Annotated in this window: 17 protein-coding genes and 1 riboswitch; of the genes, 8 read left to right on the top strand and 9 right to left on the bottom strand. The window is 60.4% G+C overall.

What is annotated here, in order from left to right; genetic code table 11:
• Window positions 1-6: 6 nt before the first annotated feature.
• The 8 genes from ACONT6_RS15085 to ACONT6_RS15050 all read right to left on the bottom strand — a co-directional run bounded on the left by ACONT6_RS15085 (window position 7) and on the right by ACONT6_RS15050 (window position 10,276).
• Entirely contained in the window at window positions 7-2,007 is a 2,001-nt protein-coding gene (locus ACONT6_RS15085; RefSeq protein ID WP_428819264.1) for a copper resistance system multicopper oxidase, read from the bottom strand.
• Between the two features lie 7 nt (window positions 2,008-2,014).
• Window positions 2,015-2,548, bottom strand: coding sequence for a DUF411 domain-containing protein (locus ACONT6_RS15080; protein ID WP_428819263.1), 534 nt, complete (start codon window positions 2,546-2,548; stop codon window positions 2,015-2,017).
• 224 nt (window positions 2,549-2,772) lie between these two features.
• On the bottom strand, window positions 2,773-3,183 hold the full coding sequence (locus tag ACONT6_RS15075; RefSeq protein WP_428819262.1) for a hypothetical protein: 411 nt from the start codon (window positions 3,181-3,183) through the stop codon (window positions 2,773-2,775).
• 130 nt (window positions 3,184-3,313) lie between these two features.
• Entirely contained in the window at window positions 3,314-5,194 is a 1,881-nt protein-coding gene (gene nqrF, locus ACONT6_RS15070; protein WP_428819261.1) for an NADH:ubiquinone reductase (Na(+)-transporting) subunit F, read from the bottom strand.
• Entirely contained in the window at window positions 5,191-5,922 is a 732-nt protein-coding gene (locus ACONT6_RS15065; protein ID WP_428819260.1) for a hypothetical protein, read from the bottom strand. Before ACONT6_RS15065 ends, nqrF begins: the two co-directional genes overlap by 4 nt.
• Window positions 5,923-6,018: 96 nt before the next feature.
• Window positions 6,019-8,742: a TonB-dependent receptor domain-containing protein gene (locus tag ACONT6_RS15060; protein ID WP_428819259.1), complete on the bottom strand. Its 2,724-nt coding sequence runs from the start codon at window positions 8,740-8,742 to the stop codon at window positions 6,019-6,021.
• A gap of 182 nt (window positions 8,743-8,924) precedes the next feature.
• On the bottom strand, window positions 8,925-9,308 hold the full coding sequence (locus ACONT6_RS15055; protein ID WP_428819258.1) for a hypothetical protein: 384 nt from the start codon (window positions 9,306-9,308) through the stop codon (window positions 8,925-8,927).
• Between the two features lie 251 nt (window positions 9,309-9,559).
• Complete coding sequence (locus ACONT6_RS15050; RefSeq protein WP_428819257.1) at window positions 9,560-10,276, bottom strand: 4'-phosphopantetheinyl transferase family protein; 717 nt, start codon at window positions 10,274-10,276, stop codon at window positions 9,560-9,562.
• 131 nt (window positions 10,277-10,407) lie between these two features.
• On the opposite strand from ACONT6_RS15050, the gene ACONT6_RS15045 reads away from it, so the two are divergent.
• From ACONT6_RS15045 to radA, 5 genes are all read left to right on the top strand, one after another.
• On the top strand, window positions 10,408-10,869 hold the full coding sequence (locus tag ACONT6_RS15045) for a hypothetical protein (RefSeq protein ID WP_428819256.1): 462 nt from the start codon (window positions 10,408-10,410) through the stop codon (window positions 10,867-10,869).
• Window positions 10,870-10,937: 68 nt separating this feature from the next.
• Window positions 10,938-12,248 (top strand): TolC family protein, encoded by a 1,311-nt coding sequence (locus ACONT6_RS15040; protein WP_428819255.1) that lies wholly within the window; start codon window positions 10,938-10,940, stop codon window positions 12,246-12,248.
• Window positions 12,249-12,437: 189 nt separating this feature from the next.
• Window positions 12,438-13,202, top strand: a complete 765-nt coding sequence (locus ACONT6_RS15035) for an efflux RND transporter periplasmic adaptor subunit (protein ID WP_428819254.1) — start codon at window positions 12,438-12,440, stop codon at window positions 13,200-13,202.
• A 10-nt stretch (window positions 13,203-13,212) separates the two neighbouring features.
• On the top strand, window positions 13,213-16,371 hold the full coding sequence (locus ACONT6_RS15030) for an efflux RND transporter permease subunit (RefSeq protein WP_428819253.1): 3,159 nt from the start codon (window positions 13,213-13,215) through the stop codon (window positions 16,369-16,371).
• A gap of 392 nt (window positions 16,372-16,763) precedes the next feature.
• Window positions 16,764-18,158 carry a DNA repair protein RadA gene (radA, locus tag ACONT6_RS15025; RefSeq protein WP_428819252.1) on the top strand — a complete coding sequence of 465 codons (1,395 nt, stop codon included), beginning with the start codon at window positions 16,764-16,766 and terminating at the stop codon, window positions 18,156-18,158.
• Between the two features lie 26 nt (window positions 18,159-18,184).
• Here the strand turns inward: radA and ACONT6_RS15020 are convergent, their stop codons facing one another.
• Entirely contained in the window at window positions 18,185-18,568 is a 384-nt protein-coding gene (locus tag ACONT6_RS15020) for a DUF6249 domain-containing protein (protein WP_428819251.1), read from the bottom strand.
• Window positions 18,569-18,648: 80 nt separating this feature from the next.
• On the opposite strand from ACONT6_RS15020, the gene ACONT6_RS15015 reads away from it, so the two are divergent.
• Genes ACONT6_RS15015 through ACONT6_RS15005 form a run of 3 tightly spaced genes read left to right on the top strand, consistent with a single transcriptional unit; the run spans window position 18,649 to window position 21,342 of the window.
• The gene (locus ACONT6_RS15015; RefSeq protein ID WP_428819250.1) at window positions 18,649-19,587 is read left to right on the top strand and encodes an ABC transporter substrate-binding protein; all 939 of its coding nucleotides are present in this window, start codon (window positions 18,649-18,651) and stop codon (window positions 19,585-19,587) included.
• Window positions 19,571-20,563: a FecCD family ABC transporter permease gene (locus tag ACONT6_RS15010; RefSeq protein ID WP_428819249.1), complete on the top strand. Its 993-nt coding sequence runs from the start codon at window positions 19,571-19,573 to the stop codon at window positions 20,561-20,563. Before ACONT6_RS15015 ends, ACONT6_RS15010 begins: the two co-directional genes overlap by 17 nt.
• Window positions 20,560-21,342, top strand: coding sequence for an ABC transporter ATP-binding protein (locus tag ACONT6_RS15005; protein ID WP_428819248.1), 783 nt, complete (start codon window positions 20,560-20,562; stop codon window positions 21,340-21,342). The genes ACONT6_RS15010 and ACONT6_RS15005 overlap by 4 nt, the downstream gene beginning before the upstream one ends.
• A gap of 79 nt (window positions 21,343-21,421) precedes the next feature.
• A riboswitch (cobalamin riboswitch) is annotated at window positions 21,422-21,616 on the top strand.
• The last annotated feature ends 26 nt before the right edge of the window (window positions 21,617-21,642 follow it).

Here is a 21,642-nt window from a genome sequence, read left to right as displayed (position 1 = left end):
TCGTCCTCACACCACTCGTACTTCGCGGAACATGCCGGGCATGTGGTACAGCAGGTGACAGTGGTAGGCCCAGCGGCCATAGGCATCGGCGGTCACCAGGTAACTGACCTTGGAACCTGGTTGCACGAGGATGGTGTGTTTGCGTGGAATATATTCGCTGTCCCCGGTTTCCAGTTCACTCCACATACCGTGCAGGTGAATGGGGTGCGTCATCATGGTGTCGTTCACCAGGGTGATGCGGATACGCTCGCCGTATTTCAGCATCAGGGGCTCGGCATCGTTGAACTTGATTCCATCCATCGACCACATGTAACGGTGCATATTGCCGGTGAGATGCAGTTGCAGTTCACGGGTGGGCTCGCGCCTGTCGAGAGTGGGGGTAAGGTTGCGGATATCCGCATAGGTAAGCACGCGGCGGCCGTAACGGGTGTCGTGATCACGCAGGCCGATACCGGGATCATTCAGACCGTTGCCGGGCATTTCCGCACGCATATCCACGCCGTAGCCATATTCACTGGGCAGGTGCACGATGGGGCTGTTGCTGCCGTGTCCGGCGCGGCCCAGACCGTCGGTAAACCAGACGCCCTGCATGCCGCCGAGCTCGGGGCGGCCGCCGTGCAGACTGTACTGCCCGGCATTACCGGATTGCATGCCGGCGTGCTGGGAGTGATCCATACCGCTCATACTGCCCATATCGTGGCCACTGTGATCCATGCCACCCATGTTGCCCATATCGTGGCCACTGTGATCCATGCCACCCATGTTGCCCATATCGTGGCCACTGTGATCCATACCACCCATGTTGCCCATATCGTGGCCGCTGTGGTCCATGCCACTCATGCCGCCCATATTGTGGCCGGAATGATCCATGCCCATGTCGCGGTGTGTGAGGACCGGGGCGTAATCCATCGCCGGGACTTCGGCGCGCAGTTCCGGGTGCGGTGTCAGGGTGCCGCGGGCATAACCGCTGCGGTCGATGGTCTGGGCGAAGAGGGTATAGGCGCGGTCGTCTACCGGCTCAACCACGACGTCGTAGGTTTCCGCAACGCCGATGCGGAACTCATCCACGGTAACCGGTTCGATGTTCTGGCCGTCGCTCGCCACCACTGTCATTTTCAGTCCCGGAATCCGGATATCGAAAATCGACATGGCGGAGCCATTGATAAAGCGCAGGCGCACCTTCTCTCCCCGTTTGAACTGCGCCATCCAGTTGCCATCCGGGGTCTGGCCGTTCATCAGATAGGTGTAGGTGTAACCGGTGACGTCGGAGATATCGCGATCGGACATGCGCATCTCGTTCCACATCTTGCGGTCCTGCCAGGTTTGGGCGACTCCTTTCTGACGGATTTCATCCCACAGATCGCCGGCGGTGCGGCGTCGGCGATTGTAGTAGTGCCCCTCTTTTTTGAGCTTGGCGTAAATGTCGTGGGGCGACTCGTCGCTCCAGTCGGAGAGCATCACCACGTAATCGCGATCGCAGGCCACCGGATCGGGCTCTGCCGGGTCGATGACGATGGAACCGTAGTGCCCCTGCTGTTCCTGGAAGTCCGAGTGGCTGTGATACCAGTAGGTGCCGCTCTGGTTCAACTCAAACTGATAGGTGAAGGTTTCGCCGGGGCGGATGCCGTTGAAGCTGAGCCCGGGTACACCGTCCATACCCGTGGGCAGAATGATGCCGTGCCAGTGGATGGAGGTGTCGTGGGCCAGATGGTTAGTGACATTGAGGGTGACGGTTTCGCCCTCTTTCCAGCGCAATATGGGGCCGGGCACCGAGCCGTTGGTGGCGACCGCGGTGCGCTCGCGGCCGGTGAAATTCACCGGCTGATAATTTACGTGCAGATCAAACTGGTTGCCGCGTAACGTCTGTGGTGTCGGATTGGCACGGGGTGCACCGCTGCTGGCACCCGCGGGCATACCCAGCAGCGCCGCGCCGGCGGCAACACCGGTGACAAAGCGACGCCGGGACAGGGCCGGCAGTGCAATCTGGGGTTCTCGGGATCTGTTCATGAGTACCTCAGTGTTGTTGTTCAAAACGGTCGATGCTCGCGTATACCGCGGTGCTGCCATCTTTGTTGAGCTGTAGCACTTTGTAGGGAGTGAAGCGGTCGCCCACTTCCATGCCGGGGCTACCCAGGGGCATGGCAGGTACCGCCAGGCCGCGCGCGCCTGCGGGCGGGTTTTGCAGGAACTGGCGAATCAGTTTTGCCGGGATATGCCCTTCGAAAACATAGCCGTTCGGTGACACGCTGGTGTGGCAGGATTGGAATTCCGCTGCAATCTGGTACTTGTCCTTGACGGCATTCAGGTCCGAAACGTTCTGCGCGTCGACTTCGAAGCCGTTGTCCGCCGCGTGTTCCACCCACAGTTTGCAGCAGCCGCAAGTGGCGCTTTTATAGGTGGTCAGCGTAGAGGCGATGGGGGCGATGGTCGCGGAGGTCACATCGGCGCTGTCTTCGCTCATATCGTGGTCGTGATCGGCTTTGGCGCAGGCGGTCAAAGCGAGCAGTGCGGAAATGGCGAGGCTGCGCAGAAAAATATTCTGTTTCATAAATCAATTCCAACCTTGTATTGGTCACGTTTGCGTGACGGTACTGTTTTGGTAACGGTGTTGTTTTGCTAGTAGTGCTGTTTTGATAGTGGTGCTGGGCCCGGTTTCGATAAAGGGAGTGCGGGCGACAGCAAAACGCATACGATGACAAAGCGCGAAGCGCGGTTATCGCAAGAGTTTGGAATGGGGAAAAGTGCGCCAGCGGGCGCGCGGGGATCCCCGGGTCAGGCAGACCGGGGTGGTTTGATCAGGGATTCGGGCTCGGCAGACGAGGCGAGATCCCGGTAGGTCACTTGCAGGGCAGTGCGAGGCATGGGGATACCCACGGTCTCCACCGGCGGCAACACCGTTGCGCAGTGGCTGGGGCAACAACTGCAGCTCGCATTGCAAGGCTCGCCAGTGGCGTTCATACCGGTAGCGGAGGACTGTGCACAGTGATCAGTGCTGGTGGCCGACGGCGCTGCGGGCATGTCTCCACAATGCGCGGATGGCTGCGGGTTATCCACTGGCGCGTGGTGAGCCGCTTCGCCACTCCTGTCCATGGCCTTTGCCGTGGCCATCGCAGCGGCTGACATTTCCGCGCACGGCTGTGCCGCCGCCTGTCCGAAGACAGACAGCAACATAAGCGTTGCCATGATCCGTGCGATAAATCTTTGCATGTCAGCCGGTTGTTCGTTGAAGCCTGAAGATTAGGGGTTGCTATTCGCTATGGCAAGTGGACAACGGCGCGTACCGAAAGGTTTCCGGTGCGCGCCGTTTTTCCGCTCAATTGCCGAAATCATCAAATGCGATTTGCTCTTCGCGCACGCCGAGTTGCTTCAGCATCGCGATGCTCGCGCGCAGCATGGCGGGCGGCCCGCACAGATAAAACTCGCAATTGCCGATGTTCGGATGCTGGCGCAGATAACTGTCCGCGGCGATATCGCTGATAAAGCCGGTCGCGCCCTGCCAGGCATCTTGTGGACGCGGTTCCGACAGGCCCAGCTGCCACTGGAAGTTGCCGTGTTGCTGCGCCAGTTCGTCGAACAGTTCCGCGTAAAACACTTCGCGCAGGTTGCGCGCGCCGTACCAGAAACGCATTGGCCGCAGGGTGCCGCGATTGCGTAACTGGTCGACAATCATCGAGCGCAGTGGCGCCATACCCGCGCCGCCGCCAATCAGGATGATCTCGCGCTCGCTGTTCTGTACATGGAAGCTGCCAAATGGGCCGCTCAACTGCACCTGATCGCCCGGCTGCAGATTGAACATGTAGCTGGAGCCGGCACCTGCGGGCAGGGTTTCCTGTCCGGCGGGCGGCGGCTGTATGCGCACGTTGAGCAGAATGGAATCATTGCCGCTCGCATCGGTGCTTTCCTGTGGCGCATTCGCCATGGAATAGGAGCGACGCAGGGGCGCTGCGTGGTTGCTGCCGGCGGCGCCGAGCCAGGGCTGCCAGTCTTCTCTGTAGTGTGTGTCCAGTGGCATGTCGGCGAGGCGCAGCTGGTGCGGGGGAATTTCAACCTGCACGAAGCCACCGGCGCGGAAACCGAACGGGCGCTGGCCTTGCGGCGCCAGGCGGATCTCCTTGATGAACGGGGTAAGGAAGCGGGTTTCCTGGACCTCGGCGGTGAAGGCGCCGGCCTGCAACACACTGTCATCCAGTGTCAGGCGGGTGGCGGCCACGGCGTGCTGCTGACAGGCAAGACGCTGGCCGGCGGCCAGTTGCGCCGCGGACAGCAGGGCCTTCTCGCTGCTGGTGATCGGTGCGTCGGCGTTGAGCTGCACCTGGCACAAACCACAGCTGCCACCGCCGCCACAGTTGGAAGGCAGCTGCACGCCACTGGCGGCGAGGCCATCGAACAGGTTGACGCCGCTCGGCAACGCCAGCTCCTGCACCGGGGTGGCGGCCTGATCGAGCAGGGTTATCGCCACTTTGCTGCCGCGCAGTTTTGCCAGCAGATTGAAGTCGTGGCGGGAAAAGCTGGAAAACAGCATTGCGCAGCCGGAAATGGACAACAGCAGGGCGCCGATACCGAAAATCACCACGAACGGATTGTTGAAATCCTGGCGCTCGGTGTAGTCCATGATGTGCAGCATCCAGAAGATATCGAACAGCCGCCAGGTGTCGTTGCGGCGCTCGAGCACCCGGCCGTCCGCCGCGGAGATATACAGGCTGGTATTGCCTTCGTCCGCGATATCGACGCGCCATACAGGCCCGTCGTGACGGCGGGATTCCATATTCGGCTGGGACAGGCGCTGCGGCGTGCCGATCAGGCTGTCGTCACCGGCGTAGTCGTGCGCCGCAATGGCGGCGGCCATCGCCGCGTCGATGAGCAGCGGGTTACCGCTGCGGGCATCGCGCAGCTCCACGCCATCGGTGGTTTGAACCCGGTACACCGGGCGATCGAAACCCGGCTGCAGGCGGATATCCACAACCGCCTTGTCGGCGTTGTGATACAGGCCGGCGATCTCGGCGTGCGAGCGCAGCGACTCAGAGCCCGACTGGTCTACGGAAACAACTGCGGCGGGATGGCGCTCCGCCAGATGGCGGCCGCCGACCACACTGGAATCGAGCAGCGCGAAAGCGACGCCGCTGGCCAGCCACAGTGCCAGTTGCACGCCGATGACGAGGCTCAGCCATTTGTGCGCGATCTTGATGAAATTCATTGTGCACCTCCCGCCGTAGCCGCGGTGTCGGCTGCTTTTTCCCTGCGCGCAAAGCTGTAAAACAGCAGGATCAGGCCGGCCAGTACACCGGTCAGGCTGACGATGGAAATCACCAGCAGCAGCGGGTTGTGGATATCGGCCCGCTCCTCGTAATCCATGATGTGCAGCATCCAGAAGAAATCGAACGCGCGCCAGTAATTGTGGCGGCGGGTGACCAGCGCTCCGGTATCCGGGTCGACATAGAAACTGGTGCCGTAGCGGTCGTCAAAGTTGACCCGCCACAGGGGCAGTGCACGGGATTGCAGCTCGGTGGGCGGGTTGTCGGTAATCAGTTCGGCGGAGACCGCAGGCAGGCTGCCGGTGTAATAGTGCTCCGCCAGCGCGCGGGCGCGGTCGCCGTCGATGGGGGACACTTGGCGGCCGCTGCGGGCGTCGATCAGGTGTGCGCCCTCGCCGGTATTTACCACATAGTAAGGGTTGCCCTGCAGCGCCTTGAGCTGAATGGATTTCACCCCGCTATAGCGCTCGAGTAATGACTGGGTGGGCGCCAGTGTGCCCTGCTCCGTCGGCAGTGGCTCGCGCAGGTTCTTGACCAGGTGATCGCCGTGGATAAAGTCCAGGTCCATCACCACCATGTAGACGCCGCTCAGGGTCCACAACAGGGCCTGGACGCCGACAAACAGAAACAGCCACTTGTGGACTTTTCTGGAAAGGGATGCCGTTTGCATTGCTTTTATTCTCGGGTGTTTTCTCAGATACAGCTGGTGAGAAAATGCACAGCTGGCGGGAGTGTACCTCCCGCCGCTGTGAATGTCTCAGGTGACTCAGTCGAACCGGTAGGTCATACGCAGGTAGCTGCGCATGCCGGCCAGGTCGTAGGTCATGGTGTCGGTGTTGCCGTCGGTCCAGCTGGCGACCCGCGGTGCTTCCTGGTCGAACAGGTTATCGATACCCACACTCATCCGCAGCGCGTCGTTCATGTCGTAGCTGAACTGCACATTGTGGTAGAAGATGTTGGGCATGCTGGAGCCGATACCGCTGTCCGCGTTGAAGTCATCCCCCTCACCGATCATGCGTACCGAGTAGGTGCTGCTCCACTGGTTGCCGCGGGTGGTCAGTGACGCATTGGCACGCCAGTGCGGATAGCCGCCGTTGCCGCTGCCGATAAAGCCGTCGAGCACGAAGGGTTCGTCGCCATCGAACGCGGTGGTTTCGTACTCCTTCAGGTAGGACGCCTTGAAGTCAGCAGTGTGCGACAGGCCAAACATGTCGAAGTCGTACAGGGCACCGACGTCGATACCCTGCATCACCTCGTTGCCGGTGTTGAACTTCTGTGTGGACAGGTAGTTCACGTCGCCGTTGACCGGGTTTCGGGTGTGCTGGTCCGGGGCACAGAAGGCGTGGCCCAGATTGGCGGAGTCGTAACACATGGCCAGCTTGGTAGAGCCGGATACCTCGCGGATGGCGTCGTCGATTTCGATATCGAAGTAATCGACAGTCAGCGACAGACCGTCCAGTGGCTGCAGTACTACACCGAGGGTAAAGGACTCGGCACTCTCAGGTGTCAGGTCCGGGTTGCCACCGCGGTCGGTGAGAATGGTAGTGCCGAGCTGGGTGTAGTTCAGCGGTACCCCGGCTGCCTGACAGTTCTGGTAGCGGTTGCTAGACGGGTCCAGGGATGCGTAGCCGGAACAGGGATCTGTGGTGGTGAGGTTGCCCTCGGATACGCCGCCGAAAAGCTCCGGTACATTGGGCACACGGAAGGCGGTGGTCATGGTGCCGCGCACTTTCAGCATGTCGTTGACCTGCCAGTTGAGGCCCGCCTTGTAGGTGTCCTCACCCTCGAACAGGTCGTAGTCCGAGTAGCGCAGGGCCAGGTCGAGTTCCAGGGACTGTACCAGTGGCAGATCTGCCAAAACCGGTACCAGTATTTCAGCGTAAATCTCTCGTGCTTCGGTGGAGCCGGAGATTGGATCTTCCTGATTACCCAGGGCGTAGCCCGCCTGTACCAGGGAGTCTGGCTGGCGCCAGCCGCGGTCTTCACGCCACTCGACACCGGCGGCCATACCTACCGTGCCCGCGGGAAGATCGAACAGGGAACCGTTGATGTTGGCGCTCAGGCTTTTCTGCTCGTTGCCGCCGGTGCCTTCCTGGTTGAATACGATGTAGTCGAGAACGTCGCTGGTCACATCGCCGTAGCCCAGGTAGTCGCCACAGGGGATACCGTTCATGCCGCACAGGCTGGGGTCGAGGGTCTCGCCCACGCGCTGCATGTTGATGTTGTTGCCGATGGCATCGGTGGCGGTATTGCGACCCCAGTTCAGGGCTACGTCATAGCCCCAGTTGTCGTTGAGGTCGCCCTCGATACCGGTGACCATGCGCCATGTGTCCACCTCCTGGTAAAAGTTGCGTGCGCCGTTTTCCAGCAGGCGACGGCGCTCGAGTACAAAGTCACTGCCGGTAGGGTTGGTGGGGTGGTCGGCGCTGTAGGCAATGCTGCTCAGACTGGCCGGAGAGGCCGGCTGCATGGACTGCCGGTTGGTGTACATCAACTCGGTAAACAGGGTCGCGGACTCCGAGATTTCAAAGTTGCCCAGAGTGGTAAAGCTGAAGCGCTCGATCGGTTGTACCGCATTGAAGTACGGGTTGTAGTTGAAGCCGTGCTTCTGCCCGTCGTAGGGCTCGTAAAAATCGCCGTCGCCATTGGGGTCCTGATTGAAGTTGACCCGGGTAGGCTCGGTCAGCACGGTGCCATCAGCCAGTACCGCGCCCGCGGGCAGGGTAGTGCGGCCGCCGATGGTGGAGGAGCTGCCGCTGCACTCGCTGTTGCTGTTCAGCGGGCAGGGCACGCGGTCGACCAGCGGGGAGGCCTCATTGTTCTGGTAGCTCATGTTGACCATCAGGTTGCCGCGATCGCCGGACACGCCCCAGGTCAGGTCGAGCACCGTTTCCTCGCCATCGCCGAGGGCGGTCTGGCCGTACTTGCCCTCGATTTCCAGGCCGTCGAACTCCTTTTTGGTGATCAGGTTGATGACACCGGCAACGGCGTCGGCGCCGTAGGTAGCGGAAGCACCATCTTTCAGGACTTCGACGCTGGAGATGAGGGACATCGGGATCATGGACAGGTCGACACTGCTGTTGGCGCCGGTACCGCCATTAACCACGCGGCGGCCGTTGACCATGACCAGGGTGCGATTGATGCCCAGGCCGCGCAGGTTGATCTGCGGCGTGCCCCAGCCGTTGGATGTCCAGTAGGCACTGGTCTGGTTGCCGCCGAAGCCGGCTGCCGCGGGCAGGGACTGCAGCAGGTTTTCCAGCGAGCTGATACCGGTGGCTTCGATACTTGCCTCGTTGAGCACCGTTACCGGGCCTACACCCTCGATATCCTTGCGCTTGATTCGGGTACCGGTGACATTCACTTCTTCAATTTGCGTCTGTGTGGTTTCCCCGGTCTGCTGGGCCGACGCCAGGGGGATGTAACCCGCGGCCACAGTGGCAAGGGCGATGAACAGCGGGGTTCTGGTCAGTCTGAAGCTTGTTGAATTCATGTTGTTGTCCTTCTCTGGGAGACTTTCGTTATCGTCGCGTCCGCGGCAGCGATGCGCTATTTGGCGCAAAGCGTCGCGGAGGCTGATGGAGATAGTGTCGACAGACGGGAGTACGCGGAGGCGCGAAAATTTGGCGCTCGTGCGTATGGCCTGGCATTTATGCCGGGCGCACTGATCCCGTGTCAGAGAAGAATGGGTGGGCGCAGGGTGGTTTCGGGCAGCGGGGCGCTGTGAGAAATGTTGTAAAGCGTGATGCTGGCGATGACGGGGCGGGCAGGCTCTGTGTGTTCGGCCGCGGGAATGGCACTGGCGCAGTGGCCGGGGCAGCAGCTGCACGCCTGCTCGCAGCTGTTTGCCGGCGAAGACTCGGCGGCCTCTGTGTCACCTCCCTGGTGACAGTGATGCTGGTGAGCGCCCTCGGCGCACTGTTCAAATCGGGCCGATGTAGTGGTCTGGTGGTGCTCTTTGCTTCCCGTATCCCGGGATCCGCAGGGCGCCGCAATCGCCTGACCGTTCAAGGTCAGCGTCAATAACAGCAGCAGTATGCGGGTCAGGTCAAAGGGCATGGTCGCCAGAGTCTTGTGCGTTATTTCTGATTGCCCCCGAGATTAAGTGCTATCACTTGTATGTACAAGTTGCTTGCGCCGAAGCGAGGGGCTGGGAGGCGTAGCTGTTAAATGAAAAGGCCGCCACACCCAGTAGTGCTCGCCCACGTTCCCGGGACTTTGAAAAATGTGCTTCCTAAGGAATCGTTAATTTTTGGTTGGATTTGGCTATTTAGAGCCTCTGATCGGGTCACGTGCTCCCAGTGCTGATCTCAATCAATCCCGCGGTAGATACTGGTGTTGTTGAGTTCGCCCAGGGCCGGATCGGTGCCCGCCAGCGCCATATGCAGTTGCGTGGTGTCCGGTAGTGGGTGCATGGCGTAGTAGAACTGCCAGGGGGCATCCCGATCGGCCAGGGTTTCGTCGAAAGAGACTCCCTGGCCCAGGTGATAGCCCGCCAGGTTGATCCGCCCCAGCCCCTCGGAGATACCGGTGCCGCGGGCTTTGAAAAAGGCCTCTTTCATTGTCCACAGCCGGTAGAAGTGCGTGGGCATCAGCTCCAGGGGCGGCGCCTCCAGTAATGCACGCTCCTGGGGGTGGAAGTAGTGGCGGGCGATACGCAGAAAATCGCGCGGTTTGCTCGGCTGCTCGATATCGATACCGACGGGCGCTTCGCAAGAGACCGCCAGCGCTATCCACTGGCCACTGTGGCTGAGGCTGAAGTGCAGGTCGGGCATCGACGCGAGTAAAGGCTTGCCGTTTTCGTTGCGGGAAAAGCTGAGAGCTTCTGGTGGCTGATCGCTGATCTTCCCCAGAACCCGGCGCAGCAGGGCGCGCCCCAGCAGAAACTGGTGGCGGGCTTCGCTATTGTGATAGCGCGCGCGACGCGCGTGTTCATCGGCAGAGAGTAAGCGCTCCAACGCTTTGGCATCGGCGCTGTCGGCGGGCACATCATTGCTGTGGAGAAGCCATACGGCGGGTAAAGTCATCGCACCTGTAAAAGCATTGGAACCATGGACTTCATGCTAATCGCTGGCACGGGATGCTGCCACCGCTTTGTGGGATTGGGCGCGATTTGTTTTAATCGGAACTCACCGCGCGACCACCGGTCTGAAATTTCATGCTGAAACCCGGTTCGATCAAATTGTTTGGCTTTGTGCTGACCGCACTGCTGGTATTCCAGCTGGTGTCGTCGGGCTATGATAGCCACAGCGAACTGGAAGCTTCCCTGCAACATCTGCCGCCGCATCACCAGGACGCGGCGGATGGCACCCCGCACCTGGATCATACCGAGCACCGCAATCACAGTGCTGGTGATAGTGTTGGTGATAGCGCCGGTGATAGTGCCGGGGATTCCGGTGGTATCGTTCAGCTGGAACAGGTGACGCCAGGTGAACACCAGAAACCGGATGCCGTTCAGGACTGCAGTCACTGTTGTCACTGTCACGGCAGCTCTTCTCTGTGTTTGCCTGCGACCAATCTTATTGCCCACAACCGTACCGCCAGCCGCTGGGCTGCGGCGGTGGACTCGGACTTCGTCCACGGCTACTTTTCCACGCCTTTCCGTCCTCCTATTGCCTGAATTGTTGAATTTACCGCGCAACCCGTGATTCGGGCTGCGCAATTCGTTCAATAGTTCAGGAAACCTATATGTATATTCTGACGACGCCCTCCGTCCGGCATCTGTACGCCTGTTTGCGCGCAATGTCTGTGTGCGCACTGGTATTGCTGTTTCATCCTGCGGCCGGTGCCGCGGCTGTTCTTCCTCCGTCAACTCTTTCGCTGCAGGAGGCCATTGCCCTGACGTTGCAGCGCAATCCATCCCTCGCGGTATTTGATTTTCGCGAGCGAACCCTGAGCGGTCGTGTACAGACGGCGGCGCTTCGGCCGGCGATAAATTTCGATGCCGAACTGGAAAATTTCGCCGGTTCCGATGGCAGCGAAAACGCTGAGCTTACGGCAGCACTTTCTTCGGTCATCGAACTGGGTGGCAAGCGCGACGCCCGCGTTGCGGCGGTCAATAGCGAGCGCCTGCTGCTGGATATGGAGCGCCAGATTCAGGCGCTGGATTTACTCGGTGAGGTCACCCGGCGCTACGTCAGGGTGCTCGCCGGCAGCGAGCGGCAAGCGCTGGCATCCGATGCCGTTAGTCTGGCGCAGGATACGCTCAATGCGGTGCACTCAAGAGTCGCTGCCGGTGGTGCGCCCCGGGCGGAGAAGTTGCGTGCCGAGGCCGCACTGGCGAAAACAAAGCTAGCTTTTAATGCGGTGCAAAAGCAGTTAAGTGCCGACCGCGTGGCGCTTGCGGCCATGTGGGGGGATGTCGTTGCGGAGTTTTCCGTCAATGGCTCCGCACTTTACGACGTGGGGTCTGCTGGAGATTTTGCCAGCTTCTTCCAGCTCGTGGAGGAAAGCCCGCGTCTCGCCCGCTTCGCTTCCGCAGCGCGCGTTGCCGCCGCGCAATTGCGCCTCGCCCGCAATGGCGCCAGTGCGGATATCGGCTGGTCGGTCGGTTTGCGCCAGAGCCGTGAAACCGGTAGCACCTCACTGGTTGCCGGTGTCAGTGTCCCCCTGTTCTCCGGCCGGCGTGCCCGCGGAGAAATTACCAGCGCCCAGGCCGCTCTCGACGAAATAGCCCCACAGCGCGCGTCCGTTCATCTCGATCTCTATACACAGCTACATCGCGCATTCTCACTGCGTGCCCAGGCGATCGATTCCGTGCGTCAGCTGCGCGCCGAAGTGATCCCGACTCAGATGCGCGCTCTTGAGGAAACCGAGCGCTATTACCGCGCAGGTCGCTACGGCTATCTGGAATGGGTTGCTGCTCGAGAGGAGTTGCTCGATACACGCCGTGCATTAATCGATGAGGCGGCAAAGGCACTGCTGGCCACAGCAGAAATTGAGCAGCTGACCGCAGCTTCTCTAAACGCACTGCCTGCCAGTACTGCGGTGGAAAAATAATTCAGGGTTGTCGATATGTTATTAAAGATATTGAAGAGAAAACTTCGCTCTCAGATTGGCTTGTGGAGTGCGGTTTTATTATTGATGCCGGCCGGCCAGGTATTTGCCGCCGGCGGACATCGCGAAGGAAACGAACACGATGAAAAAAAGGTAGTGCAAGTCGGCGAAAAAGCATTGAAGAGTGCAGGCGTGTCCACAGATGTAACCGCCCCGAAAAAAATCGAGCGGTACCTGAAACTGTACGGAAAACTGCACCCGGAGCCAACCGCGGTCAGCCATATTCGCGCACGCTATTCCGGTGTGGTTTCCCGGGTTAACGTGCACATTGGTGATACGGTGAAAAAGGGGCAGGTACTGGCGGAGGTGGATTCTAACGAGAGTCTGCAGGAATACCAGTTGCGCGCACCATTCGCCGGTATGGTGACCGCAAAGCATGCGGGCCCGGGGGAATACGTCAATGACCAGGTACTGTTTACCGTTGCGGATTACTCGCAATTGTGGGCGGATCTGCAGGTCTTTCCCGCACGCATGGCATCGGTCAGAAAAGATCAGCGGGTGCGGGTCATTGCCGGGGATCACGTATACGCGGGCACCGTGCGCAGTGTGGTGCCGGGCAGTGAGAATTCTCCCTACGCCCGTGCCCGTGTTCTGGTAGACAACAACGACGGTAGCTGGGCGCCGGGTATTTTTGTTGAGGGGCATGTCGAAGTGGCCACAGCCGAAGTGCCGCTTGCGGTGGATAAACGGGCGCTGCAGTCACTGGATGGTGATACCGTGGTGTTCGTGCAGCATGGCCCTGGCCGCTTTGAAGCGGTGCCGGTTGTACTGGGGGCACGTGGTAAACAGTTTGTGGAAGTGCGCAGCGGGCTGAAACGTGGTGCGCGCTACGCGGTGGAAAACAGTTATCTGCTGAAAGCGGAACTGGAAAAATCCACTGCAGAACATACGCATTAAGGGGGATAGCATGATAGAACCCCTATTGCGTTTTTCCATCGAGCGTCGGGTGCTGCTGCTTTGCAGTAGCCTCATCATCGTTGCACTCGGGCTCTGGAGCTATCAACGCCTGCCCATCGATGCGGTGCCGGACATTACCAATGTGCAGGTGCAGATCAATACACAAGCCGCTGGCTATTCACCGCTGGAGGCGGAGCAGCGGGTAACCTTCCATGTGGAAACGGCGCTCGCGGGCCTGCCGGGGCTGGCCTATACGCGCAGTCTCTCCCGCTATGGCCTGTCGCAGGTCACAGCGGTGTTTCACGAGGGCACCGATCTCTATTTTGCCCGCAATTTGGTGGCGAACCGCCTGGCGTCCATTCGCAATGAGTTGCCGGCGGGACTGGAACCGAAAATGGGGCCGATTGCCACCGGCCTCGGGGAAATTTTTATGTACACCGTTACTGCCGACGCCCAGGCGCGGCAGGAAAACGGCAGGCCCTACGATATTACCGCGCTGCGGGAAATCCAGGACTGGATTATTCGCCCGCAACTGGCGCTGGTGCCGGGCGTAACCGAGGTCAACACCATCGGTGGCTACCGCAAGCAATTTCACGTAACCCCGGATCCGCGCAAGCTGCTGAGTTTTGGAGTGCGCATGGAGGATGTGGTCAGTGCGCTGCAGCGCAATAATCAAAACCGCGGAGCGGGGTTTGTCGAGCGTGGTGGCAGCCAGTTGCTGGTGCGTTCACCCGGGCAGCTGGAAACCATAGCCGATATCGAAAGCGTGGTGGTTAAAGTGCCGGGAACTGCTAAGGATGGCAGTAGCGCGACGCCGGTAACGGTTGGCGACCTCGCTGACGTTGCCATCGGCCGCGAGCTGCGTACCGGTGCGGCAACGCAAAATGGTGACGAAACTGTGCTGGGTACGGCAATGATGCTGGTGGGGGAAAACTCCCGCGCAGTCTCTGAAGATCTCGCAATGGCATTGCAAGATATACAGAGTTCACTGCCTGCAGGTGTGCGCGCCGAGGCCGTGTACAACCGCACCACGCTGGTGGACAAGGCCATCGCCACGGTACAGAAAAACCTGCTGGAAGGCGCGCTGCTGGTCATCGCGGTGTTGTTCCTGATGCTGGGCAATATCCGCGCGGCTCTGATTACCGCAGCCGTCATTCCACTGGCGATGCTGGCCACCCTCACCGGAATGCGCGCCACCGGCGTATCCGCCAACTTGATGAGCCTCGGTGCGCTGGACTTTGGTCTGATCGTGGATGGTGCGGTGATTATTGTGGAAAACACCATCCGCCGGCTGGCACAGGCATCGGCGGGCGGCAAAGCGGAGGCGTTACCGTTACAGCAGCGCCTGCACATTGTGTTCAGTGCGACGAACGAGGTGATCCGACCGAGTCTGTTCGGTGTGCTGATTATTACCTTGGTGTACATACCGCTGTTTACCCTTACCGGTGTGGAAGGGAAGATGTTCCACCCCATGGCGGCGACGGTGGTGATGGCGCTGCTGGCGGCGATGGTGTTCTGCTTTACCCTGGTGCCTGCGGCGGTAGCGGTGTTTCTGCGTGGTCGCATTCAGGAGCGGGAGAGCTTTGTAGTACGTGGATTGAAAAGCGTGTACCGACCAGTGCTGATGCTCGCGTTGCAGCTGCGCTGGTTGGTGGTCTCCCTGGCAATGTTGCTGGTACTGCTGTGCGCCTGGCTGGCGATTTCTCTGGGATCCGAGTTTGTGCCGCAACTGAACGAAGGCGATGTCGCCCTGCATGCATTGCGCGTCCCGGGTACTGGCCTTGAGCAATCGGTGGCGATGCAACGACAGCTGGAGCAGGCGCTGTTGGCTTTCCCGCAAGTGCAGCGAGTGTTTTCCAAAATCGGTACCCCGGAAGTGGCGACAGATCCGATGCCGCCCAACGTGGCGGATACCTTCGTCATTCTCAAACCGAAATCGGAGTGGCCGGACAGCGCGCTTTCTCGTACGGCATTGCTTGAACAGTTGCAGGATGCTGTGGAACATGTGCCGGGCAATAACTACGAATTCACCCAGCCAATCCAGATGCGGTTCAACGAACTGATCTCCGGGGTGCGGGCAGACCTGGGAATAAAAATCTTCGGGGATGACCTGGGCAATTTGCGCAAGTCTGCGGAGGAAATTCTTGCCGAGGTGCGGGAGGTTGAAGGTGCTGCGGATGTGCGTATCGAACAGATTGACGATCTGCCGGTGCTCTCGATCAAACCCAAGCGTATCGCCCTGGCCCAGTTTGGCCTCGATCTCCAGGCGCTGCAGGAATTGATCGCCGCGGCCATTGGAGGGGAGTCCGCCGGGCTGATCTACGCGGGCGATCGCCGTTTTGAACTGGTGGTGCGTTTGCCCGAACCTCTGCGCCGGGATATTGACGGCCTGACCTCGCTACCGCTACCGCTGCCCTCCGGAGGCTTTGTGCCTCTAGAGGAGGTTGCCTCTGTGGAATGGGTGCCGGTTCCGGGGCAGGTCAGTCGCGAGAACGGCAAGCGCCGGGTGGTGGTCACGGCCAATGTGCGCGGCCGGGATCTGGGTTCGTTTGTGCGTGAGGTACAGGAAAAAGTCGCGAATTCGGTGCAGCTGCCACCGGGCTACTGGCTGGATTACGGTGGTACCTTCGAGCAATTGAAGTCTGCCAGTGACCGTTTGTCTGTGGTGGTACCGTTGACGCTGGTGATGATTCTGGCGCTGTTGCTGCTGGCTTTCGGCTCGTTGAAAGATGCGCTGATTATTTTTACCGGGGTGCCGCTGGCGTTGACCGGTGGGGTATTGGCGCTGTGGCTTCGGGATATGCCGCTGTCGATTTCTGCGGGCGTCGGATTTATCGCGCTCTCCGGGGTGGCGGTACTGAATGGTCTGGTGATGCTGTCGTTTATTCGCGAGCGCTGGCGGGAGAGTGGCGAGTTGTATACGTCGGTGGTGGACGGCGCGATGTTACGTTTGCGGCCGGTGCTGATGACGGCTTTGGTGGCGAGCCTCGGGTTCGTGCCGATGGCTCTGAATTCGGGCACTGGTGCGGAGGTTCAGCGGCCGCTGGCGACGGTGGTGATTGGGGGAATTATTTCCTCAACCCTGCTGACCTTGGTGGTACTGCCAGTGTTGTACCAGTGGGTGCATGGGCGGATTCGTGAATTTTCCCCATTGGCTGTAGAAGGGTAGAATCTTTGCCTTTCCGGGGTTCCTTGTCGGATAGTCCCGGGCACCTTGGGGGGTATCTTCTCCCCGGGACACGCCGTGAACCCATCCATGGGGGCTCGGCTGCGGCCGTCCTGGCCGCAGACGGTCCCGGGGAGAAGATACCGCCCAAGGCTTAGATTCGTACCGCTGTGCTGCCGGATAGCATTAGGTCGCGCTGCTTTCGAAGTCATGAAGTTATCGAGAAGGTGTCGCTATCGGGTGTGAACTTCTGAGACCTTCCGCGAGAGGGACCTCGCGGAAGAGCCCCCATGGATGGGTCTACGGCGTGTCTCAGAAGTTCACACCCGATAGCGGCACCGCCACAAATCCAGAAAAGAACTGATACCACCGCACCAAGAACTGAGAGACACACCTTGGCCAAAAAATCCAAAACCGCATTTGTCTGTAATGAGTGCGGAGCCGACTACAGCAAATGGGCAGGCCAGTGCAGTGCCTGTGAGGCGTGGAACAGTCTGAGTGAAGTGCGGCTGGGGCCGGCGCATACGGACAGCCGCTCCGCTAACTTTACCGATGCCCAGGCGGGCTATGCCGGTGCCGCTGGGCAGGGCAAGGTGCAGAAGCTTTCCGAGATCGACCTCAGCGAGCTGCCCCGTATCCCCACCAATGCCAGCGAACTGGACCGGGTGTTGGGTGGCGGGCTGGTGCCCGGGTCGGTAGTGCTGATTGGTGGGCATCCCGGTGCGGGCAAGTCCACGGTGCTGCTGCAGACTCTGTGTCATCTCTCGCAAACCCTGCCGGCACTGTACGTGACCGGTGAGGAATCCTTGCAGCAGGTGGCCATGCGCGCCAAGCGCCTGGGACTGCCTGCGGACCACCTGCAGATGCTGTCCGAGACCAATGTCGAGCAGATCTGCCTTACCGCCGGTGAAGTGAAGCCCAGGGTGATGGTGGTGGACTCCATCCAGGTCATGCATATGGCCGAAGTACAGTCCGCGCCAGGTTCTGTGGCGCAGGTGCGCGAGAGTGCCGCCTACCTCACCCGCTTTGCCAAGCAGACCGGCACCGCCCTGATTCTGGTAGGGCACGTCACCAAGGACGGCAGTCTCGCCGGTCCCAAGGTGCTGGAGCACATCATCGATTGCTCCATCATGCTCGAGGGTACCCACGACTCCCGCTTCCGTACCCTGCGCGCGCACAAAAACCGCTTTGGCGCGGTGAACGAGCTGGGCGTGTTTGCGATGACCGAGCAGGGCCTGAAAGAAGTCTCCAACCCCTCGGCGATTTTCCTGCAGCGCGCGGACGAGATCGCCGCTGGCTCGGTCGTCACCACCATCTGGGAAGGCACACGGCCGCTGCTGGTAGAGCTGCAGGCGCTGGTGGATGACAGCAGTCTCGGCAATCCACGCCGGGTCGCGGTGGGCCTGGACCAGAATCGTCTGAACATGTTGCTGGCCGTATTACACCGTCACGGCGGGGTACTGGTTGGCGACCAGGATGTGTTTATCAATGTGGTGGGCGGTGTGAAAGTCATGGAGACCAGCGCCGACCTGACACTGTTAGTTTCGGTGGTTTCCAGCTTCCGCAATCGCCCCCTGGCCAGGGATATGGTGGTGTTCGGTGAGGTGGGCCTCGCCGGAGAGATCCGCCCGGTGCCATCGGGCCAGGAGCGTTTGCGGGAGGCCGCCAAGCACGGTTTCCGTAAGGCGATTGTCCCGGCGGGAAATCGTCTGAAAAATGACATCGACGGTATGGAAGTGATTGCGGTGAAGACACTGGCCGAGGCGCTCAACGCCATTGAAATGAGCTGAGCGCAGACGGCGACAGGTCTGTCTGATCAGGCGACCTGGGTACGGGTGAATCGGTGCATGGCCAGGTATGCCAGGCCGATTGCCAGAGGCAGTGCGGCAATGGCGAGTATCGCTGCGAAGGCCTGGTTGCTGGGATCCGGGATACAGTAGCCAAACAAAGCCGTTCCTGCGGCGACGGCAATCCAGACGATACCTCTGCGCACGTCTTTCAGCGGGTGTGGTTTGTTACTGGCACCCATCTGGTCAATCAGTTCTGGAGACAATTGTATGCCTTTCTCCAGAGCAATACGCAAAGTTTGCTGTACTTCCAGGGAACGTTTGTTGCGGAAGTGCAGTACCATCCACAGCGCAGTGCCCACAAGCAGAAAAAAGCCGAAAGGAACCAGTAGTGCCAGGGTGTCCTCGTTCATGTTGTACTCCAGGGTTGTTATTAACAATTCATCGTCTGTGCCAGTAGGATGCGTCGGTGCGCTGATTTGGATGCAGTGGGTTGGATGCCATTAAAAATGCGGCGGGCAAAGCCATCCAGCATCACCGGGAAGCCTTTCGTGGGAATATGAATAAATACAGGGAAAAGCGAATCTGCCTGCGACGGATGCGTTCAATATCGACGGCGTTACTGCTAGCGATACTGCTCTCTGCACCGACGTCTGCACCGGTCTCGGCTCAGGAGCGAATTGGCTCTCTCAATCTGTGTATGGACCAGATGCTGCTCCAGTGGGTCGCACCGGAGAGAATCGTTTCGGTAACCTGGCTGTCCGGAGAGCGGCATTATCAACGGGCGCCCTTGCCCGAGCACGTGTACCTGAACCGGGCACAGGCGGAAGAATTGCTGCCGCTGAAGCCCGATCTGATATTGACCGGCCAGTATGGCGCCCAGCGTGCGTCTCACCGTCTGGAACAGCTGGGCTTGCGCGTGGTGCGGATTCCCGACGCCTACAACCTGGCGCAGCTGCAGCAGCAACTGGCATCTCTGCAGCAGGCCCTGGGGGAATTACCGGGATTGCGGCAGCAGCGGAGCCAGCTAAAGGCGCTGCTGCAACAAATACCCGAGACCGCTGCCGGTAATCCCGGTGCCCTGATTCTTTCGGCGAATAACATCACCTACGGCGACGGCATGCTTGAGCATGAATTGTTGACCCGCGCGGGATTTACCAATCTGGCCGCGCAACAGGGCGTGCAACAGCTGGGGCGCGTGAGCCTGGAGCAGGTGATTGATGCCCGGCCCGAGCTGCTGGTTTTCTATGGCGGTGAGCAGGACTTTGCTATCGCCCATCTGGCGGAACGCCACCCGGTGTTGCGTGAATATATTGAGACGGGCAGGGTGTACCGTTTGCCGCAGGAGCTGGGTTTTTGCCCGGCACTGGCCGCGGTGGAAGTACTGCAGCAGCTGATGGAAAAGAGAAAAGAAATTGTTGGTCAACCGTAATGTAATTCTGATTCTTATCGCCTGTGTGCTGCCCTTGGCCATGTTGGCGGCGTTATCCAGCGGACCGGTATCGATTGACCTGGCGGCGGCGCTCGGCGACGGCTGGAAAAGTGACAGTAGCGACGCGGTCATTCTCTGGCAATTACGCCTGCCGAGGGCGGTGCTCGCCATTGTAGTGGGTGCGGCACTGGGCCTGGGTGGTGCGGCCATGCAGGGCATGTTGCGCAATCCGCTCGCGGAGCCCGCGTTACTGGGCGTCAGCAGTGGTGCTGCGCTGGCGGCGATCCTGGTGCTGTACTACGGCGCCGCGGTGAGTGGTTACCTGCTGCCAGTGCTGGCCATTGTCGGTGCGTTGCTGGCCGTGGGGAGCGTATGGCTGCTGGCAGGGCACGGTGCCAGTGCCAGTCGCCTGGTACTGGCCGGTGTGGCGATCAATGCGTTTCTATCTGCGCTGATGGCGCTGGCATTGAACTATGCACCGAGCATGTTCGCCATGCAGGAAATCGTTTTCTGGTTGCTCGGTTCGCTCGCCAATCGCGGCTGGGATCAGGTTTTGCTGGCGTTGCCTTTCGTGGTCCTCGGCGCGGTGTTTCTGTTTCTTTCCCGCAACTACCTGCGTGCGCTTTCTCTCGGCGAGGCCAGCGCCGCCTCACTGGGATTTTCCAGTCGTCGCTACCCCTTGCTGGTATTGTTTGGCATTGCCTTTGCGGTGGGGGCCTCGGTAGCGGTAGCGGGCACCATCGGCTTTATCGGTCTGGTGGTTCCACACCTGATGCGACCACTGGTGGGCCAGGATCCGGGGCGACTGTTGTGGGCCAGTGCCCTTGCCGGTGCGCTGTTGTTGCTGCTGGCGGATGTGCTGGTATTGAACACCGTAGGGACCCAGGAGCTGCGCATCGGCGCGGTGACCGCTTTTATCGGAGCGCCCTTCTTTTTCTGGCTGATTGTGCGTAGCCGGCGGGGAGTCAATCTGTGAGTGAACAAAATCCGCAAACCCTGCATTGTCGTGGCGTCGGGCTCGGCCGCCATCACCGCCAGGTACTGAAGGGCATCGACTGTACTATCAGCCCGGGTGAACTGACCGCGGTGATCGGCCCCAATGGTGCCGGCAAGAGCAGCCTGCTGGCTTGTCTGGCGGGGGTGTTGCCGAGCACGGCCGGGGAGTTTTCTGTCAATGAGCGCCCCTGCGCGAGTATCCCCCGGGGGGAATGGGCGAAACGTTGCGCCTTCCTGCCACAGCAGGAAAGCCCCGCCTGGAGTATGCCCGCGGAGGATCTGGTCGCGCTGGGGCTGCTGCCCTGGGGGCGGAGTATCAACCGCGCACAGCGGCAAGCCCGGGTGGCGGCGGCACTGCAACAGGTGGATGCACTGGATCTCGCCCTGCGTCCGGTGACGCAACTCTCCGGTGGCGAGCTGCGCCGTGTGCAGCTGGCGCGGCTGTTAGTGGGCGATGCGCCCACACTGATTGCCGATGAACCGGGTGCGGCCCTGGATATCCGTCACCAGCTGCAGCTGATGGAAACGTTTCGCCAGCAGGCAGACGCAGGTAAAACCGTGATCCTCGCGATACACGATCTGGGCCTCGCCGCCCGCTATTGCGATCGGGTCCTGCTGTTGGAGCGCGGCCAGTTGCGCGCCCACGGAACCCCGCAGGAAGTGCTCAATTCCGCACAGGTGGCGGAGGTTTACGGTATCCGCAGCGAGCTCCGCTGGCGCGAGGGGCGGCCCGAGTTTGTTGCCGGTGACCTGATCTGAAACGGCGTTCTCCCTCCACCATTTGCACAATACTTTCTCGCTCCTTCCTGCAATCCTTCCCGCAAGGCCCGCATTCTGTATAATCGCGGCGACTCCAGGTGCCCAGCAGTTCAAGTCGCCACAAGCGACTGGCTTGGTTGGGTTAAACGGGAAGTCCGGTGATCGCTGACAACAACAGCATTTACAATCCGGCGCTGCCCCCGCAACGGTGATTCGTTTTCTGCCAGGTGCATGGAACGATAAGCCCGATACCGGCCTCGAGCACACCAACTACGATAAAGCGGAGGGCTTTGTCTGGGC

This window comes from Microbulbifer sp. MCCC 1A16149 (assembly GCF_050368945.1).
Lineage (GTDB): Bacteria > Pseudomonadota > Gammaproteobacteria > Pseudomonadales > Cellvibrionaceae > Microbulbifer.
The sequence above is the reverse complement of the archived record's forward strand: the minus strand, read 5'-3'. Positions and strand labels throughout refer to the sequence as shown.

What these genes read in the sequence shown, in the direction of transcription:
- ACONT6_RS15045 (WP_428819256.1), top strand. Translation starts at nt 10,408, where the DNA reads ATGCTGAAACCCGGTTCGATCAAATTGTTTGGCTTTGTGCTGACCGCA.
- ACONT6_RS15050 (WP_428819257.1), bottom strand. Translation starts at nt 10,276, where the DNA reads ATGACTTTACCCGCCGTATGGCTTCTCCACAGCAATGATGTGCCCGCC.
- ACONT6_RS15040 (WP_428819255.1), top strand. Translation starts at nt 10,938, where the DNA reads ATGTATATTCTGACGACGCCCTCCGTCCGGCATCTGTACGCCTGTTTG.
- ACONT6_RS15085 (WP_428819264.1), bottom strand. Translation starts at nt 2,007, where the DNA reads ATGAACAGATCCCGAGAACCCCAGATTGCACTGCCGGCCCTGTCCCGG.
- ACONT6_RS15080 (WP_428819263.1), bottom strand. Translation starts at nt 2,548, where the DNA reads ATGAAACAGAATATTTTTCTGCGCAGCCTCGCCATTTCCGCACTGCTC.
- ACONT6_RS15055 (WP_428819258.1), bottom strand. Translation starts at nt 9,308, where the DNA reads ATGCCCTTTGACCTGACCCGCATACTGCTGCTGTTATTGACGCTGACC.
- nqrF (WP_428819261.1), bottom strand. Translation starts at nt 5,194, where the DNA reads ATGAATTTCATCAAGATCGCGCACAAATGGCTGAGCCTCGTCATCGGC.
- ACONT6_RS15065 (WP_428819260.1), bottom strand. Translation starts at nt 5,922, where the DNA reads ATGCAAACGGCATCCCTTTCCAGAAAAGTCCACAAGTGGCTGTTTCTG.
- ACONT6_RS15020 (WP_428819251.1), bottom strand. Translation starts at nt 18,568, where the DNA reads ATGAACGAGGACACCCTGGCACTACTGGTTCCTTTCGGCTTTTTTCTG.
- ACONT6_RS15030 (WP_428819253.1), top strand. Translation starts at nt 13,213, where the DNA reads ATGATAGAACCCCTATTGCGTTTTTCCATCGAGCGTCGGGTGCTGCTG.
- ACONT6_RS15060 (WP_428819259.1), bottom strand. Translation starts at nt 8,742, where the DNA reads ATGAATTCAACAAGCTTCAGACTGACCAGAACCCCGCTGTTCATCGCC.
- ACONT6_RS15075 (WP_428819262.1), bottom strand. Translation starts at nt 3,183, where the DNA reads ATGGCAACGCTTATGTTGCTGTCTGTCTTCGGACAGGCGGCGGCACAG.